The sequence below is a fragment of the Alkalihalobacillus sp. TS-13 genome, assembly GCF_019720915.1.
Taxonomy (GTDB): Bacteria; Bacillota; Bacilli; order Bacillales; family Fictibacillaceae; genus Pseudalkalibacillus.
Genome location: NZ_JAHKSI010000008.1, coordinates 44,691 through 61,582 on the forward strand (window position 1 = coordinate 44,691; position 16,892 = coordinate 61,582).

At 39.4% G+C, this 16,892-nt stretch carries 13 protein-coding genes and 1 riboswitch; of the genes, 11 read left to right on the forward strand and 2 right to left on the reverse strand.

All coding sequences use genetic code 11. From position 1 onward, the window contains the following. Positions 1-69: 69 nt before the first annotated feature. Complete coding sequence (locus tag KOL94_RS23585) at positions 70-276, reverse strand: YesL family protein (RefSeq protein ID WP_221569120.1); 207 nt, start codon at positions 274-276, stop codon at positions 70-72. A gap of 291 nt (positions 277-567) precedes the next feature. On the opposite strand from KOL94_RS23585, the gene KOL94_RS23590 reads away from it, so the two are divergent. The 7 genes from KOL94_RS23590 (at position 568) to KOL94_RS23620 (ending at position 10,205) form a co-directional block, all read left to right on the forward strand. After that, entirely contained in the window at positions 568-1,962 is a 1,395-nt protein-coding gene (locus KOL94_RS23590; RefSeq protein ID WP_221569121.1) for a sodium/glutamate symporter, read from the forward strand. 21 nt (positions 1,963-1,983) lie between these two features. Then, on the forward strand, positions 1,984-3,024 hold the full coding sequence (locus KOL94_RS23595; RefSeq protein ID WP_221569122.1) for an ornithine cyclodeaminase family protein: 1,041 nt from the start codon (positions 1,984-1,986) through the stop codon (positions 3,022-3,024). A gap of 497 nt (positions 3,025-3,521) precedes the next feature. Continuing rightward, entirely contained in the window at positions 3,522-4,385 is an 864-nt protein-coding gene (locus tag KOL94_RS23600; protein ID WP_221569123.1) for a MurR/RpiR family transcriptional regulator, read from the forward strand. Positions 4,386-4,926: 541 nt separating this feature from the next. Further along, complete coding sequence (locus KOL94_RS23605) at positions 4,927-6,474, forward strand: BCCT family transporter (RefSeq protein WP_221569124.1); 1,548 nt, start codon at positions 4,927-4,929, stop codon at positions 6,472-6,474. Beyond that, positions 6,475-7,185, forward strand: coding sequence for a TetR/AcrR family transcriptional regulator (locus KOL94_RS23610; RefSeq protein ID WP_221569125.1), 711 nt, complete (start codon positions 6,475-6,477; stop codon positions 7,183-7,185). A 19-nt stretch (positions 7,186-7,204) separates the two neighbouring features. Beyond that, positions 7,205-9,259: a CocE/NonD family hydrolase gene (locus KOL94_RS23615; protein WP_221569126.1), complete on the forward strand. Its 2,055-nt coding sequence runs from the start codon at positions 7,205-7,207 to the stop codon at positions 9,257-9,259. A gap of 199 nt (positions 9,260-9,458) precedes the next feature. After that, the gene (locus KOL94_RS23620; RefSeq protein WP_221569127.1) at positions 9,459-10,205 is read left to right on the forward strand and encodes a hypothetical protein; all 747 of its coding nucleotides are present in this window, start codon (positions 9,459-9,461) and stop codon (positions 10,203-10,205) included. 530 nt (positions 10,206-10,735) lie between these two features. Here the strand turns inward: KOL94_RS23620 and KOL94_RS23625 are convergent. Continuing rightward, a complete protein-coding gene (locus tag KOL94_RS23625; RefSeq protein WP_221569128.1) occupies positions 10,736-11,143 on the reverse strand; it encodes an ion channel in 408 nt (135 codons plus the stop codon). Between the two features lie 274 nt (positions 11,144-11,417). On the opposite strand from KOL94_RS23625, the gene KOL94_RS23630 reads away from it, so the two are divergent. The 4 genes from KOL94_RS23630 (at position 11,418) to KOL94_RS23645 (ending at position 16,669) form a co-directional block, all read left to right on the forward strand. Next, positions 11,418-11,726 carry a WGxxGxxG family protein gene (locus KOL94_RS23630; RefSeq protein WP_221569129.1) on the forward strand — a complete coding sequence of 103 codons (309 nt, stop codon included), beginning with the start codon at positions 11,418-11,420 and terminating at the stop codon, positions 11,724-11,726. Positions 11,727-12,226: 500 nt separating this feature from the next. Then, the gene (locus KOL94_RS23635; protein WP_221569130.1) at positions 12,227-13,201 is read left to right on the forward strand and encodes an AAA family ATPase; all 975 of its coding nucleotides are present in this window, start codon (positions 12,227-12,229) and stop codon (positions 13,199-13,201) included. After that, on the forward strand, positions 13,198-14,463 hold the full coding sequence (locus tag KOL94_RS23640) for a DUF58 domain-containing protein (protein WP_221569131.1): 1,266 nt from the start codon (positions 13,198-13,200) through the stop codon (positions 14,461-14,463). Before KOL94_RS23635 ends, KOL94_RS23640 begins: the two co-directional genes overlap by 4 nt. Then, complete coding sequence (locus tag KOL94_RS23645; RefSeq protein WP_221569132.1) at positions 14,450-16,669, forward strand: transglutaminase domain-containing protein; 2,220 nt, start codon at positions 14,450-14,452, stop codon at positions 16,667-16,669. Before KOL94_RS23640 ends, KOL94_RS23645 begins: the two co-directional genes overlap by 14 nt. Before the next feature lie 39 nt (positions 16,670-16,708). Continuing rightward, positions 16,709-16,810, forward strand: a riboswitch (purine riboswitch). Positions 16,811-16,892 lie beyond the last annotated feature (82 nt).

Consider the following 16,892-nt stretch of genomic DNA (forward strand, 5'->3'; position numbering starts at 1 on the left):
AAATAATTGTCTAATAAAAAAGGAGCTTAGCCTGGTTGCTGGCTAAGACTCCTTATGAATATTCCTATATTATGTTTTATGTTTTAGTTGCTTATTTTCAATTTTTTTGAATGCCCGATTACTGAGCCAAGTGGTGACAATGGCAAGGATGCTTCCAGTGAATAATGGAATGATGCCAGGAATGAATGTCACAAGGACATACATCAGAATGATAGCAGCCACGATTAGTACTGTCTCCATCGGAGAGGCAGCAGCCACTAGGAAGGATTGCTTCAAATATTGGAAGAATGTAAGTCTGAAATGGCAATCGAAACAGGTTCAGGCGTTTTTTTAAATTTCTTTTATAGAAATCAAAAGAATAATACATACCGATTTGAAGTTAGGTTAATCCAACTGAACAGCCGGTGTTGAGTAAGAAAAAGTTAATTCAAATATAAAAACAAAATTTTCGAAAAATATTGACTATTTAAATTGCTTGATGTAACCTGAAGAAGAATCAAAAACACCATTTTACATAAAAAAGATTTTATTACTTCTTAGAAGGTGAAATTTTAAGGGAGGTTTTTCATGTTTCCTGATAGTCCGATTGGTGCCGAATCGCTTAACTCTCTTTTGTTTTATCTAAGTGTACTGGGTTTGATACTACTGGTAGGAACTTTTATTCGTTTAAAGGTACATTTTTTTAAGAAGTACTTTATACCAGCCTCTTTAATAGCAGGGGTTATTGGAATTTTAGTTGGTCCATATGGTTTGAATGTTTTACCAAATGAGATGGTGGCAACCTGGGGAAGCCTAGCGGGTGTATTAATTAATTTTGTATTTGCCCCTATGTTAATAGGAATGACCCTAAACAATTCCAAGGAATCTAGCAAGTATGCATTACCACAAGTTTTATATAGTTATATTGGAAGCACTTTGCAAATAGCTATTCCATTGATAATTGTTGGGTTATTAATAATACCTCTCTGGAATGTAAATGAATTATTCGGAACTGTAATAGAAATCGGTTGGGCAGGTGGACATGGAACAGCAGGTGGTATGACAGAAGTATTCAATGATCTAGGATGGGAAAATGGCTCTTCTGTTGCACTAACTTCTGCTACCCTTGGTCTACTGATCGGCATTATCGGTGGAATGATCGTTATAAATATCGGAGTTAAAAAAGGTTATACAACTAACATAAAAAATCAATCTCAATTAAAATCTATTCAACAGACAGATACTTTTAATAAAACTGCAAATTCTTATTCATCTGTAAATCCAAATGTTATTGAAAGTTTTGGATTCCATATAGCGATTATATTAGTAGCAATCTTAATAGGCTGGGTTTTCCAAATTTTATTATCCCCCATTGTTACAGGACTCCCTTTATTTCCTTTAGCAATGATTGGAGGACTAGTTGTTAATGTGGTTTTATCCAAGACTAAGTATTTTGATTTGATAGACAAAAACACACTGCAGCGTATACAAGGCTTCTCACTCGAGTTTCTCATAGTAAGTGCTGTAGCAACTATTAAAGTGCCTATTGTGTTAGAGTATGCTATTCCACTCATCATTATTACACTAGCAAGTTTAATTACACTGATGTGGTACTTCTTTTATCTTGGACCCAAAATGTTTGAGAAGGATTGGTTTGAGCATTCCATTGTTAATTTAGGGACAATGGCAGGAGTTACAGCTGTAGGGTTAATGTTACTTCGTACAGTTGACCCTGATATGAAAACTAGTGCAGGTACTGCCTATGCTTTAAGAGCCCCGTTTTTTAGTCCTTTTCTTGGAGGGGGACTGATTACAGCGCTAGTCCCTACATTAATTGTAACTTACAACTCCTTAGTAGTTGGAATTGCATTTCTTATAATATCACTTGTTATCATAGCTGTTGCATACATGTTCGGAATTTTTAAATTTAGCAATCACAAACCCCAAATACATGCACAAAGTAAGAAGCGTCATACTTCGTAAAAGTTAATAGGAGGAATATAAATGGATAGTAATGTAGATTTATTATTTTTGTCACAATCAGATGTAGAAAAATGCGGAGGAAATAATATTAACTTTATTATTGATATTATTGAAGAAGTTATTTCTCTTCACGACAAGAAGGATTATGTATTACCTACAAAATCATCTCTTCGTTGGGGAGGGATAGATGCCGAAACTACGAGTGGCAGAATTAATTCAATGCCTGGATTTATAGGGGGAAGATTTCAATCATCTGGAATTAAATGGATTTCTAGTGCGCCTAATAATCCTTTCAAATATAATTTACCCCGCGCAGCAGGTTTAATAATACTAAATAACCCAGATACTCTATTACCTGAGGTGGTTATGGATGGTACGTTGATTAGTGCCATGAGAACCGGGGCTGTTTCTGGGGTAGTAACTAAACACTTAGCTAAGAAGGAGTCCTCGATACTTGGATTAGTTGGCGCTGGTGTACAGAACCGGACTCAACTTATGGCGATAAAAGCTGCCTGTCAAACTATAAAAACAGTAAAAGTGGCAGATTTGAACATTGATCGTGCAAAAGATTTTTGTGAAGATATGAAGATAGCCATGAAAAATGTCACATTTGAAATTGTAGATTCAGCTGAGTTAGCTGTTCGGGGCTCTGACATTTTTGTTACAGCAACGGTAACAGAAAAACCGATTGTACAAAAGGAGTGGGTGGATAAGGGGTCACTGCATATTCATGTTGGTAGTCACGAATGTGAATTTGATGTTATTGAACAAGCAGATAAGATTGTTGTAGATGACTGGGTAGAATTAAAGCATCGTGGTGTTGAAACCATCTCTATTATGTATAAAGAGGGTAAATTTGACCCTTCTAATATATATGCAGAGTTAGGGACTATCGTTAATGGCAAAAAATTAGGTAGAGAAAATGATGATGAGCGCATTTATTTTAACAGTGTTGGCATGGGGATTGAAGATGTAGCCGTAGCTAAATGTATATATGACATATCTAAAGAAAAACAATTAGGCCAAAATTTAAATCTCTGGAGTTCTCCATCGTTCGTATAATTAAATAATGAAGAAAAAAACCCTTGCTAATTTAAGGAGGGTTTTTTTGGTGTAGAAAGACATGGGTTAGATCCACCACTGCCATCTATTTGACCAAGTCCGGACAAGAAAATGATCTACCTGTGACATTAGTGAACCACTTGAATTAAGTTAATTGACTTTTTTGGAGCTCTACGTACATGCATGCCTATATACTAAACACCCGTCAGGAAACTCATGCCGTTTTTATGAGGCTGGCATGTACGTTTCTCCAAGTAAATTACGCCGCTATGACTGGAATTGGCGGGTGGATCAGTTCTGTCTTAATTGGATCAATATTATGGCAGAGGTGGATCAAAAAGATGGAAGTCCTGGATCAATTCAATGGCTGTAAACATTTGGTTTAGAAAGGGACCAGCATTCCAATAGTTGTTATATATATTTCGTTATAGTTATAATTAATTAAATCATACTTTTTTATGTAATTGGATCTTTTAAAATATGTAGGAGTGATCATTTTGCAATTGGAAAACTTCGTTGTTGAGAAGGTGAAATCTCAAAATACAAACATTACTAAAACTCAGAAACTTGTTGCTGATTATTTTGTGAAAAATACTGAAAAAGCTACATATATGACTGCCAACCAAATAGCAAATGAAGTAGGGGTTAGTGAAACTACAGTTATACGATTTGCCTTATCATTAGGATATAAGAAGTTTTCTGAATTTCAAGATGAACTCCAACAAGTAATTATTGGAGATCGTACAGTCCATCGACTGCAAAGATCTAATGCCCAAGTGAAAGAGGAAAGTGTACTCCATAAAAGCTTTAATAAAGATGTAGAGAATTTGGAAAGGACTCTAAGTCAAATTAATGAATCAGACTTTAACCAGTTAGTGGAGAAAATCTCTACAACAAATCAAGTAACTGTGATGGGTTTACGTTCTTCTTTAACGGATGCATATTATCTAGGGTTCTCTTTAAATGCAATGTTAGGTAATGTAAATTTACTAACAAATGATAGAGGATTAGATTTAGAAACAAGTTTATTGGAAATAACTGAGCAAAGCCTTATTATTGTTTTTACTTATACTAGGTTCACTACTGGAACTTTAGAAACAGTAAAATATTTAAAAAATGAACATAATTGTACTGTGGTCACTATAACTAACAGTGTGCGTTGTCCGATTATTCATTATAGTGACTATGTATTTTTAATGGATATTGATTCCTTTACACCCATGCACTCACATGTCTCCTCTTTTGCGTTTTCAAATGCTGTTATATCAGCAGTAGGAAGTAAACAAAAGGAAAGAGTGGAGTTCAACCTTAATAAATTGGAGAAGTATTATAATAACGGGAATTTATTTTATGAAAAATAAGTCTGTATAGAATTGCAAAAATGACATACTTCAAGAATCCTATCCTTCTGGACAAGGGCTTAACATAGTCCTGAATATTTGATGGTATTTTACATTACTCAAGATGTATACAAAGTAGTAACTATAAATTTCGCTCTTTTATGACGGTTTTTGACTGGATATGGTTCATGAATATAGATATCCTATTTAGTTTCAAGCTAATACCGCAATGTCGAAAGCCAGATCATATAGGCGTTTTTAACTCTTATCATTAAGCATTTATTTTACTAAGGGTATGGGCGGCATGATGGTTAACGTCCAATAACCTATTATAAAGGGGTTTATTGCCTTATATACTCCCTGAATGACATACCCTTTGTCATTCAAAAGGTAAAATATCATATTTTAGTTATCCTCTCATTAGTTAGCAGAACTTTTGAGAGGCTTTTTCGTTGTTTTTAATACTTTGACAAAGTAGCTTAAAATGTTAACATGAACATGTTCATAAAATGAACTTGTTCATTTTAATTGAATATTTAATATCTTTTGTAGGGGGAAGAGAATGCAAAAAAATAAAATTGATCATTCCGTTTTTTGGCCATCGATAACTTTAATTGTTGTTGCAACGGTTTTATTAGTGGTCTTCCGTGATACGGCAGGGCCCGTTGTATCAAACATTATGACAGGGATTACTTTCCGTTTAGACTGGGCATTTGAGTTTTTGACGATTGGACTTTTCATTATCCTTCTTTGGTTGATATTTGGGAGATACGGAAAAATTAAATTAGGTAATGCAGAGGATCAACCAGAATTTTCTCGTTTTAGCTGGGGAGGGATGCTTTTTTGTGCCAGTATGGGGACTAGTATCATGTTTTGGTCTATCGTTGAACCTTTGTATTATTACACGGGACCACCTTTTGGAATAGAAGGTAAAAGTACAAAGAGTGCTGAATTCGCAGTCAGTTATGGACTATTTCATTGGGGGATTTCTGCTTGGGCCCTTTACGCACTTCCAGCAGTTGTTATGGCCTATAGTTTCTTTGTAAGGAAGAATCACTCCTTGAAAATAAGTGCAGCATGTCGAGGAGTATTAGGTAAACATACGGATGGTTTCCTAGGGAAAGCGATAGATGTTCTCGTAATATGGAGTATGATCGGGGGACTGGGGACCTCTTTAGGACTTGGAGTGCCAATGGTGGCAGCTGTCCTTGGTAACTTACTGGGAATTGAGCCTTCTTTATGGCTGAATATTGTCATCATCATTATTTGGACTTTTATTTTTAGTTCCAGTGCTTATTTAGGATTATACAAAGGAATTAGAAAGTTGAGTGATTGGAATGTATATATGGCGCTAGGTATTGCTTTATTTGTCATTATTGTAGGACCAACACTATTTATCTTATCTTATTTTACCAATAGTTTTGGTCTGATGCTTGATAACTTTATGAAAATGAGCTTATATACGGATCCAATCAGAAAAGGAGGATTTCCGCAAGCTTGGACCGTTTTCTATTGGGCTTGGTTTGCAGCTACAGCCCCTTTCATCGGTATTTTCGTTGCCCGTATTTCAAAAGGAAGAAGTATGAGGGAATTAGTTTCTAATGTTCTTTTATGGGGGTCTGCAGGTAGTTGGCTATACTTTGGAGTGTTCGGAGGGTATGCTATGGATCTTGAATTAAACACTCCATTGGATCTGACTAGTATATTAAATGAACAAGGTGGACCTGCAGTAATTGTGGAAGTGTTAAATTCGCTGCCATTATCTGTTGTAGTTTCAATCTTCTTTGTTATTTTAGGCTTCATATTCTTAGCTACATCCCTAGATTCAGCAAGCTACGTGATCGCTAGTGTGGCGACGAAAGAATTGCACGATCAGGATGAACCTGCTCGCTGGCACCGTTTGCTTTGGGGCATAATACTTTCAGCACTAGCTATTAGTTTGACCATAGTAGGTGGTCTGGATGTGGTTCAAACCTCTTCAGTCCTGGTTTCCGTACCAGTATTGATCATGTATGCTTTAATGACCATGTCTTTAGTCAAATGGCTGAAGGAAGATGAAAGTATGCACATTTATGTAAATACAAAAAACGTACAAAAAGGAAGTGAATAAATGACAGGAGGACGTAAAGGGGTTCAAAGAGCCAGGATGTGGAAGTATTTTTTAGATGCTGCTACTCAAACGATTGAAGAAGAAGGGATTGATCATGTAACGATACGAAAGATTGCGGCACGTGCTGGTTTTACTAGTTCTACTGCCTATAATTACTTTAAAGATTTATCCCATCTGAAATTTTTTGCTGCCATGAGGTTCACAAAGGATTATATAGATGAACTGCCTTCGTATATGGAAAAAGGTACAAACACCATTGAGAAATGGTTATATTCTTGGGAGTGTTTTTGTAAGCATTCCTTCAAAGAACCTCGAATCTACTCGGTTATTTTTATGGACGATTTAGGTTATTCACCGGAAGATTTATTAGGTGATTATTACAAAATTTATGAGAGTGAGTTAATCGGATTGCCTCAAGAGATTAAATCGATCATTATGAAGCATAACTTTTCTAAGCGTAGTGCTCTGTTCATTCAACTAGCTGTAGAGGAAGAGTACCTAAAGCAAGAGGATGTTGAGTTGATTTCTGACCTTACATTGATGGTTTGGAAAGGGATGATGAATACTTATTTGAATAATAGGTCCAACTTTACAAAAGAAGAAGCGGCCAAACAAACTATCTACTTTTTATCTGAAAATATTATGAGGTTTGTTACACCAGAGTATAAAGATAAAATTAACTATGTCATACCTGATGAATTCAGTTCATGACCATAAGGGAGAGAGAGAAATGGTCTTTAACATAAAAGATTCTCAAAAACGTACGGTAAAAACAGATTTTCCGAGAGAAGTAAAAAAAGAACAGCACGTGAAAATTCCTATGTCCGATGGCAGTTATTTAGCAGCCACGATCTGGTTGCCTGAAGATGCACAAACGAATCCTGTACCTGCGATTTTAGAATATATTCCATATCGGAAAAATGATTTTACAGCTATCCGCGATTCTGTCCGTCATCCTTATTTCGCTGGACATGGATATGCAAGTATAAGGGTAGACATCCGAGGATCTGGAGACTCTGATGGAATATTGAATGATGAATACCTTAAACAAGAGCAAGATGATGCGCTCGAGGTGCTGGATTGGATTACTGCTCAGTCATGGTCTACCGGTTCTATTGGGATGATCGGGAAATCGTGGGGAGGATTTAACAGCTTACAAGTGGCCGCAAGACAGCATCCATCCTTAAAAGCCATCATCACATTATGTTCGACAGACGACCGCTATGCTGATGACGTCCATTATCGAGGGGGCAATGTCTTAGCTTCAGATATGCTGTGGTGGGCTTCGACTATGTTCGTCTATAATGCACGTCCTCAAGACCCGAATGTCGTGGGAGAAAGCTGGAGAGAAAATTGGCTAGATAGACTGGAGAATACTCCTCCTTTTGTTGAGGAATGGATGCGCCATCAGCGAAGAGACGATTACTGGAAGCATGGATCAGTGTGTGAAAATTATGATGACATTCAAATTCCTGTTTTTGCTGTGAGTGGATGGCAGGATGGATATACAGACGCCGTGCTGCGACTGTTGAAGAACCTCCCAAATGAAAGCAAAGGCTTGATTGGTCCGTGGGCCCATGAGTATCCGGAAGTAGCTACACCCGAACCCGCCATTGGATTCTTACAGGAATGCTTGCGCTGGTGGGATCAGTGGTTGAAAGGCGAGGATACAGGAATCATGGAAGAGCCTAAGATGATCTCATGGATTCAAAACAGCGAGAAGCCTGCTGTCAGTTATAAGGAAAGACCAGGAAAATGGGTGGCGGATGACGCCTGGCCTTCTGAAAACGTAGCACCGAAGAAATTATGGATCAGTGATGGGAAATTGAAAGAGAAGTATGAAATTGTTGAGAATTCGTATATCATTCCTAGCGTGCAAGAACATGGATTCTATACAGGTGTCTTTTGTCCATTTGGTCAACCTGGAGATCTTCCATCAGATCAACGGTTAGAAAATGGAAAGTCTGTTGTCTTTACGAGCGAGCCTTTTCAAGAGACTACAGATTTGCTTGGCCACCCTGTTTTTCACGCAGAATTGAGCTCTGATAAAGAAAACGCATTGATGGCTGTCAGGTTATGTGATAAAGCACCAATGGGAGAATCGACGCTGATCAGCTGGGGAATGCTGAATCTTAACCATAAACGTTCTCATGAGTATCCAGAGAAATTGGAACCAGGGAAAAAGTTCAAAGTATCAGTTAAATTAAATGCTTTAGGACAGGAAATTCCAGAAGGGCATCGTTTGGAGGTGGCTATAGCTCCAACCTATTGGCCGCAAGCATGGCCTTCGCCTGAACCTGTGCAACTTACATTACATGAGTCAAATGAGACCTACTTAAGTCTGCCGGTAAGGGAATTTACGGAGGAGAAGGAATTTACCTCCTATTTCGAAAAGCCAGAAACAGCAACAGTTATGGATCGTGAAATTATTCGAGAAGAAGAAAGGACAAGGGAAGTCATTCACAATCCAATCGATCGCGTTTGGAAATTGGAAGATTTCTCTGATGAAGGAATGCGACGTCTGCCTGAGAATGGATTAGAATATGGAAGTAAAAACAAAAATACTTTCACGATTAAAGAAGGGGAACCCTTGTCAGCTACAGTTCGTTGTGAATGGGAGTTGTGTGTTGGAAGAGAGGATTGGCAAACGAAGCTGGAAGCTTTTTGTGAAATGACCTCTGACGAAACAAGATTTTACTTGACCAATAAGATGATCGCTCATGAAGGAAGCAAGCAAGTTTTTTCTAAAACCTGGAAGGAAGAAATAGATCGCGACTTTGTGTAATTAAGCTAAAAGAAGGGGCTGCATGATGTAATCTGCCCCATCACCTGAAAAATAGTTAAGCTATTTTTCACCCAAAAAGACTACTTCCTACAGATAAGGAGGTAGTCTTTTTTTATGTATTACAATTGTGTATCGCTTGCCGATATGACTTGCAATTAATGTCGAAAACCTTCATATTTAAAAGAAAAGGAGGTCCGATATGCGACGCGATATACAACCGAATGAACGAGCATTCTCTACCAAGGAAGTAGCAGAAGAAGTGGGAATTGCCACGCCGACTGTCCGTAAGTATGGGCAAATCTTAGAACGGAACGGATACGAGTTTTTGAAAGATGGGGATCGGCGTATCTTTGTCCAATCTGACATCGGAGCGCTTGTAGCGTTACGCGATACGGACATGCCCCTGGACGATACAGCTAAAGAGCTTGTGGCTCAACAGAAAGAAAAGTTACTTAGCTCCAATGAAACAGACATAGCGCTAACCGATACATATGAAAATGTACCGTACGACCCTAATCAATTAAAAGAAGTCTTGAAGTATGTCGTCAATGAACTCGCAGCGACACGTGAAATGAATGCACAATTGACAAGCGATATGGCGCAGCTTAAAACAACGGTTTCCCGACTCCAGCATGATCATCATGCTATAAGTTCAAATATCGGAAATTCAGCACAAAAAACGAATGTCAAAATTGAAAATTTGACCAAACAACAAAAGAGTCATTACGAAACATTGATGGAGCAAGAAAAAACGCATTATGAAACATTACTTGAACAAGAAAAGCAAAGAAGTGAAGAATTACAACAGGAACTACGAAATATGAGACAAGAACAGATTAAGGAATGGCGTTTACAGAATGATTTCAACAAACGATTAGAAGAAGCGATTCAACAAAAACCCAAAGGGAAAAGAAATGGGCTTTTCTCTTTATTCAGAAATAAATAGCTTGAAGTACCCGTTAAAAGAAATTGTATATCATTTGAGATATCGGCGAGCGATATGTAAATGAAAAACCACTGCTTTAAGCAATGAAACAGTTTAAGCTGGGAAAACAGAATACATCCATGGTGAGCTGGTCAAAACGTTTGGTCGGTTCTTTTTGTTTTATATCGTCAGACGATATGGCTACGTATATCGAAAGCTTTATCAATGAACCTTGTTTCTATGATGCGTGCATGTATATCGCCAGGTGATACAAGCAATCTCACTTGTAATAAAGTAATCTGAAATAAAGATAGTGGTGGCGATACATAATAATTTGGCTCAGATCCACAATCGTAAAACTGTTTTTTATTCGTATCGCATGGCGATATGCAAAGAATCTAAATCTGCTACTTCACTATTTTTCAAATATCAACAAATTTCCCGAGAAATATCAACAAATTCCGAGGGTAAATCGACATAAATTAATCGTTCAAACTCTTTCCTTAAGTTCACGTTACAAATCAAAAATGGTGACGCTATGATGTGATGCCTTATTGTTCCTGTGATGTTTCTGAAGAATCGAACGTTTTCATAAAGTAGGCGGTTGGAAGAAGAATGCCTATGCCTGATTGGATAAGCGCAAAAAAACGGGTTATCCCTACTGGAAGCATATCTCCATAACCAACAGATAACATTGTCACTCCGCTAAAGTAGAGCATGTTCCAGATGGTCGGTTCAATTGGTTTTCGATCAGTGAGATTGTCTACGAGGATCATCCCTTTTAAAGATAAGAGATAGTACAGAATTCCGAACCCAATCAAAACCCCGCATAATACGAAAAATAATTTAAGAAATAGAGCTGTGCTGAAATGACTTTTCCGGTAGGTTTTATTTGTGAAAAAATAATAAAGATTAATTACGATAAAGAGTATCGTCACGCCTACAAGGAAATTAATCATTTGTAAATCACCTCCATACTTGTATTATCTTTTCTTATCATCACTAAACTTCATTTTTTGAGAAGCTTACCTACAAGTGGAGACTATTCCTGTATGTCGAGATACAAATATAATGCTATCTTCAATAATGATATCGTCACATTCAATAGTATGGATGATGGATTGGAATGCTCATTAGAACCAGCAAGGAATAAAAAAATTATCTGCATAATGATCAACTTTTTGGTTAATCTATGACTGCATTAGAAATTGCGGAAATAGGAGGATTTTTAAAATGACTAAAAAGTTGATTGCAGTATTTTTTACAGCGACGCTTGTTCTTACATCTCTTGGGGCACCAGCGTTAGCTAATATGGATGATGATAACCGGATTATGAATGAAGACAACGACAGGGAGCGAATCGGTACAGGTATCCGTACCGAAAAGGACGGTGACAGAGTTGGCATTCGCGATGCTGATGATCGTGTTGGAATCCGTGAAACTGCCGCTCCAAGAGATCGAAACTGGGAATGGATCGGCCTAGCTGGTCTTCTGGGACTATTAGGACTTAGAAGAAGAGACGACCGTAAAGTAACCGAATGATTTGGGACCCTATACTCCGAAAGTGGAGTATAGGGATTTTTTTGTTTTAGGTACAAGGATGTCTCGGTTCTATAAAATGTAAACTTTGGCCGAAATAATGCTGAAAATCGCCGGATTAATAGCTGAATCGGCCGGATTATGACTCGGGACGGCCGGAATACTTGCTAAACTGGTCGGAATCAGAGCTAAAACCGCCGGATTCTAAGAACCACACCGACAACTCCCCCTCAAATTTTCACATTGTGTAATTCTCCATACAATCGTATCCATCAGCATGCCAATTTGTTACAATATGAGGGAAATTTACAAATAAACAAGGATTTTGTCTATCCATTCCGAAATTATAATAGATGAGACTTTTGCACGTTAAGGGATCGTTCAATTTAATGGGACAAATCATTGAGATTCAACCTGACATGATTCGATGTGAGTTTCGTCAGGTTTCGGATAAGTTTTACAGGAATCAAGGCAGGTAGATTGCTAGAGGGGGATTATATTCAATGGCAGCAAACAACATCAGGTATGAGTCATATCATCCGCGATTAGAACAAATCGTGGAAAACGTAGAGAAAGTAATGGTCGGAAAGAGAAAAGCGACCGAATTAAGTATCATTTCATTATTGACCGGGGGACACATTTTACTTGAAGATGTGCCTGGTGTCGGGAAAACAATGATGGTCCGTTCTATCGCTCAATCGGTTGGAGCGAAATTCAATCGGATCCAGTTCACACCCGATCTTTTACCATCGGATTTGACCGGTGTATCCATTTATAACCAAAAGACTATGGAATTCGAATTCCGTCCAGGACCGCTTATGGGGAACATTGTGCTCGCCGACGAGATCAATCGGACGTCACCGAAGACACAATCGGCACTTTTAGAGGCGATGGAGGAACAGAGCATCACTGTTGATGGTTTTACCCATCATTTACCGAAACCATTCTTTGTCATGGCTACACAGAATCCGATTGAATATGAAGGTACATATCCGTTGCCTGAAGCGCAGCTGGACCGTTTCCTTCTTAAAATCAATATGGGCTATCCATCTGCGAACGAAGAACTTCAGGTTTTAACAAGAAATGAGAGGGTGCATCCGATCGATGAGCTGAAGCCTATCCTCCAGCTCGATGATTTGCTTGAATTGCAACAACAGGTGAAGGCTGTCTATGTTGAGGAAACAGTAAAACAATACATCATCGACATGGTCATCCGGACGAGAAAACACAGCGGAATCCATCTTGGTGTGAGTCCTCGTGGTTCATTAGCGCTCATGAAGACTGCACAAGCTTATGCTCTATTGTTGAACAGAGACTATGTCGTACCAGACGATGTGAAATACTTGGCACCACACGTGCTTTGCCACAGGATCATTTTAAAGCCGGAAGCACGTTTTGATGGGTACACACCAGAAAAGATCGTCGAAGAGATTTTGGAGCGTACGCCAGTCCCGGTGATTAGGAAAGAGAAAGCATGATACAAAAACGACTGGCTAAATACCGCACAATTTTCGGGATCATAGGGATCGTTCTGTTGTTAGGGAGTTCATTTTCCTATGCGATGTTCCAAGGGGGATTCGTTAGCTGGTTTCTGTTCTATTCCGTACTACCGCTTGTATTATATACCGTCTTCATATTGACATTCCGTCTATCGAGGCTTTCTGTAGAACGGCAGATCAATAAATTGAATTTCATTGCTGGAGAAAAGATGGAGGTAACCATCACTATTACCAGCGGTTTACCGATTCCGTTGTTCTTTTTAGTGGTGAAAGACGAATTGCCAAGACTGATGACTCCACACGCGGATGATCAGGGATACAGCTACCAATCGGGAGCAAAAGCCCTGTTATTCCCACTCTTTAAAAGAAGGATCACCTTCACTTACCTCGTGAAGCCTGTTCCGCGTGGCATCCATAAGTTCAAATCGGTGACATTGGAATCAGGGGACTTGTTTGGTTTCATTTCAAAATCGGTACAAATTCCATTGAAGAAAACAATACAAGTTTATCCGAAGACACATTCTTTGGCAGGTTGGAATATATTCGAAACCCATCCTTCTGGAATGAAACGTGCTGGAAAGCAAGCCCAGCAAGATTTCACTTCTGCTGTGAGCATACGGGATTATACACCAGGGGATAAGCTGAGCTGGCTGCACTGGAAAGCGACAGCACGGTCGAACAAGCTGGTGACGAAGGTATTTGAAACGCAGCGGAATGATGATTTCGTCATTTTCCTTGATGGAAGCCATCCAAGCTATCAACGGAATGGGCAGCAGTCGTTTGAAAGGGCAGTCTCTCTCGCTGCTTCGATATTGAAGTATTCGATCAGTAAAGGGACATCCGTCGAATTCCACAGCGTTTCGAAAGAGCATACGAACATGTCATTTCAATCAGGTCAAAACTTCGAAGCCAAGCTCATGTACCATCTTGCCAGAATACAGCCTGATACGAAAACACCGCTCTCAAATGTTTTGAAAAGGGAAGTTCATGAGATGTCGAAGGGTGTTTCGGTCCTTATCATCAGTCCGGATCTATCAGATACATTCGTGCATACGATTGAGCGAATGGCTGCGAATAAAATACAGACGATTTTCTTTTATATTGCGAAGCAGAAAATCCTGTCGGATGAAGAAAAACATCTTTTGGCCAGGCTACGCGCACGCGAGATCACCGTTTATCCAGTGAATCATGACGACTTTAGTGAAATCGTGAAGGCAGGTGTTAAAAATGCCACAGTATGAGAATGAGCAAAAGTTTTCGGTGGGTTCATTCCTCTTATATATGCTTGGATTTCTGTTGTTTTGGGAATGGCTGCGTCCATTGTCGACATTTACAAATACGGATTACCTGTCAATTTTCGTCTTGTTTTCAGCCTTTCTTTTTACACTCTCATACTTTGAACTATCCATTTGGGTGGCATTCCCGATCAAGCTTTTGGCGCTAGCCTATGCCTTGCACTCAATCTATTTTCCAATCTCTTTTTTCGATTTCCAATGGGTGAGCTATCTGTTGAACGATCTTGCAGGGAGCCTAAAAAACGCGTTTTCACGTGATTGGGAAGGTATGACCAGCATCAGCAGAACGTTTTTGTTCCTGGTCTTGTTATGGCTGATCAGCTATTTGATGCATTACTGGCTGATGCAGGCGCGCAGAATATTTCTGTTTTTCATCATAACGGTTCTATATGTAACTGTAGTTGATACATTCACAATGTATGATGCTTCAATTGCAATCGTGCGGACAGTGATCATCGGTTTCGTACTCTTAGGAATCCTTAGGTTCATACGGATCATTGAATTGAAGGGATTCAGAGTCCACCAACATCAGTTTCCGCTTATGTGGATCGTGCCGTTGGCGATATTGATTGCATTTTCTTCTGTCCTTGGTTATCTCGCTCCAAAAGCTGCACCACAATGGCCAGATCCAGTACCATTTATTACTGCTGTCGGAAACCAGACAGAAGAAGGGGATGGACCAGGTAATGGCGGAGGGATCCAAAAGATCGGCTATGGAACGAACGACAGCCGGCTGGGTGGCCCATTCGTGTATGATGACAACCCGGTATTCATGACGACGATCGAGGAACTGCACTACTGGCGAGTGGAATCGAAAGAAGTTTATACAGGATTGGGCTGGGATACTGAGCCTGCAGATCCTCCGAGTGAAACCGTTCAACCGAATGATGTGTCACTCGATTCCGTTCACGCTGTCACCTACGATAACAATGTACGTTCAGAAAATTTGACAGCAAAGGTTGAAGTTTTAAGGAATAACCCGTATCCATTCATTGTTTATCCTGGCGAACTTCAGTCTGTTGAAAGCGAAGAGAACCGGGATTACCAGATGAATACGATAACCAATAAATTGATGACATTCGAACAAGCGGGGGAATCCGGACTAGAGGAATATACAATCAATTATAAGGTACCGGAGTTTTCTGAAGAAATGCTGAAGAACAGCAGTACCGATTATCCAGCTGAAATAACGGAACGCTATCTTCAGCTTCCCGAGGATCTCCCGGAAGAAATCCAAGAGCTCACGGAAGAAATCACCGCAGATGAAGAGGATCCTTACGGCAAGGCAAAAGCTGTGGAGGGGTATTTTTCAGCTAATGGATTTTCATATAACACGACAGATGTAGCAGTTCCAGGCCGTAATGATGATTATGTCGCCCAATTCTTGTTCGAATCGAAGCTTGGCTATTGTGATAACTTCTCGTCTTCCATGGCTGTCATGCTGCGGACGATTGGGATTCCGACACGCTGGGTCAAGGGATTCACCCGTGGGGACTATGAACAGACACTCGAAGATGGACGTCGTATGTACCAAGTCACGAATTCAAACGCTCACTCCTGGGTGGAAGTCTATTTTGAAGGGGTCGGCTGGGTTCCATTTGAACCGACACAAGGATTTTTGGACTTGCCTAACTTTGTGAGTGATTATGAGGAAGACAATACAGAAGTGGATTCGCCTGAAGAAAATGATCAACAGGAAGAACAGGCTCGAAACGAGGAAGACTCTTCTGGATCCTCTGGTTTTCAGTTCCCAATCAATCTCGACAAAGTCCTCACATGGTTGAAATGGACTTCGTTGACGCTTGTGACGCTGTTGGTAATTTCAGGTATAGTTGGATTCATGACCCGTAAAAATTGGCTGCATAAATACTTCCTGTGGCGGTACAGAAAACGGAAGGATGGGGATGAGCGTGTATTTAATGATGCTTACCATCGACTGCTTTGGTTGCTTGAGCAATACGGGATCAAGAAGCGTCCGCAGCAAACCTTGCGTGAGTATGCATTGGAAGTCGACCGTTACCTTGATACGGGAGATATGAGGATCTTGACGAAGAAATACGAGCATACCCGTTATAGCAACGACCCAAATCAAGTGGATTGGTCTGACTCGAAGGAATTGTGGGAAAATTTAATTAAAAAGATACAACCTTGACCGCGCCATAGGCGACTGTTAGAATATATCCATATTTTATACGGATAACTCTACTCCCTTCATATATGTTCGGGGATATGGTCCGAATGTTTCTACCAGATCACCTTAAATGATCTGACTATGGAGGCAGGCCTGTTTGTGCATGTCAACCAGAACCCTGCCTTCATTGGTCTGGGTTCTTTTTCTTTTGTTATTCTCAAGTGTTGCTTTCGCGAAATTCACT

What these genes read in the sequence shown, in the direction of transcription:
- KOL94_RS23590 (WP_221569121.1), top strand. Translation starts at nt 568, where the DNA reads ATGTTTCCTGATAGTCCGATTGGTGCCGAATCGCTTAACTCTCTTTTG.
- KOL94_RS23595 (WP_221569122.1), top strand. Translation starts at nt 1,984, where the DNA reads ATGGATAGTAATGTAGATTTATTATTTTTGTCACAATCAGATGTAGAA.
- KOL94_RS23605 (WP_221569124.1), top strand. Translation starts at nt 4,927, where the DNA reads ATGCAAAAAAATAAAATTGATCATTCCGTTTTTTGGCCATCGATAACT.
- KOL94_RS23610 (WP_221569125.1), top strand. Translation starts at nt 6,475, where the DNA reads ATGACAGGAGGACGTAAAGGGGTTCAAAGAGCCAGGATGTGGAAGTAT.
- KOL94_RS23615 (WP_221569126.1), top strand. Translation starts at nt 7,205, where the DNA reads ATGGTCTTTAACATAAAAGATTCTCAAAAACGTACGGTAAAAACAGAT.
- KOL94_RS23620 (WP_221569127.1), top strand. Translation starts at nt 9,459, where the DNA reads ATGCGACGCGATATACAACCGAATGAACGAGCATTCTCTACCAAGGAA.
- KOL94_RS23625 (WP_221569128.1), bottom strand. Translation starts at nt 11,143, where the DNA reads ATGATTAATTTCCTTGTAGGCGTGACGATACTCTTTATCGTAATTAAT.
- KOL94_RS23630 (WP_221569129.1), top strand. Translation starts at nt 11,418, where the DNA reads ATGACTAAAAAGTTGATTGCAGTATTTTTTACAGCGACGCTTGTTCTT.
- KOL94_RS23635 (WP_221569130.1), top strand. Translation starts at nt 12,227, where the DNA reads ATGGCAGCAAACAACATCAGGTATGAGTCATATCATCCGCGATTAGAA.
- KOL94_RS23640 (WP_221569131.1), top strand. Translation starts at nt 13,198, where the DNA reads ATGATACAAAAACGACTGGCTAAATACCGCACAATTTTCGGGATCATA.
- KOL94_RS23645 (WP_221569132.1), top strand. Translation starts at nt 14,450, where the DNA reads ATGCCACAGTATGAGAATGAGCAAAAGTTTTCGGTGGGTTCATTCCTC.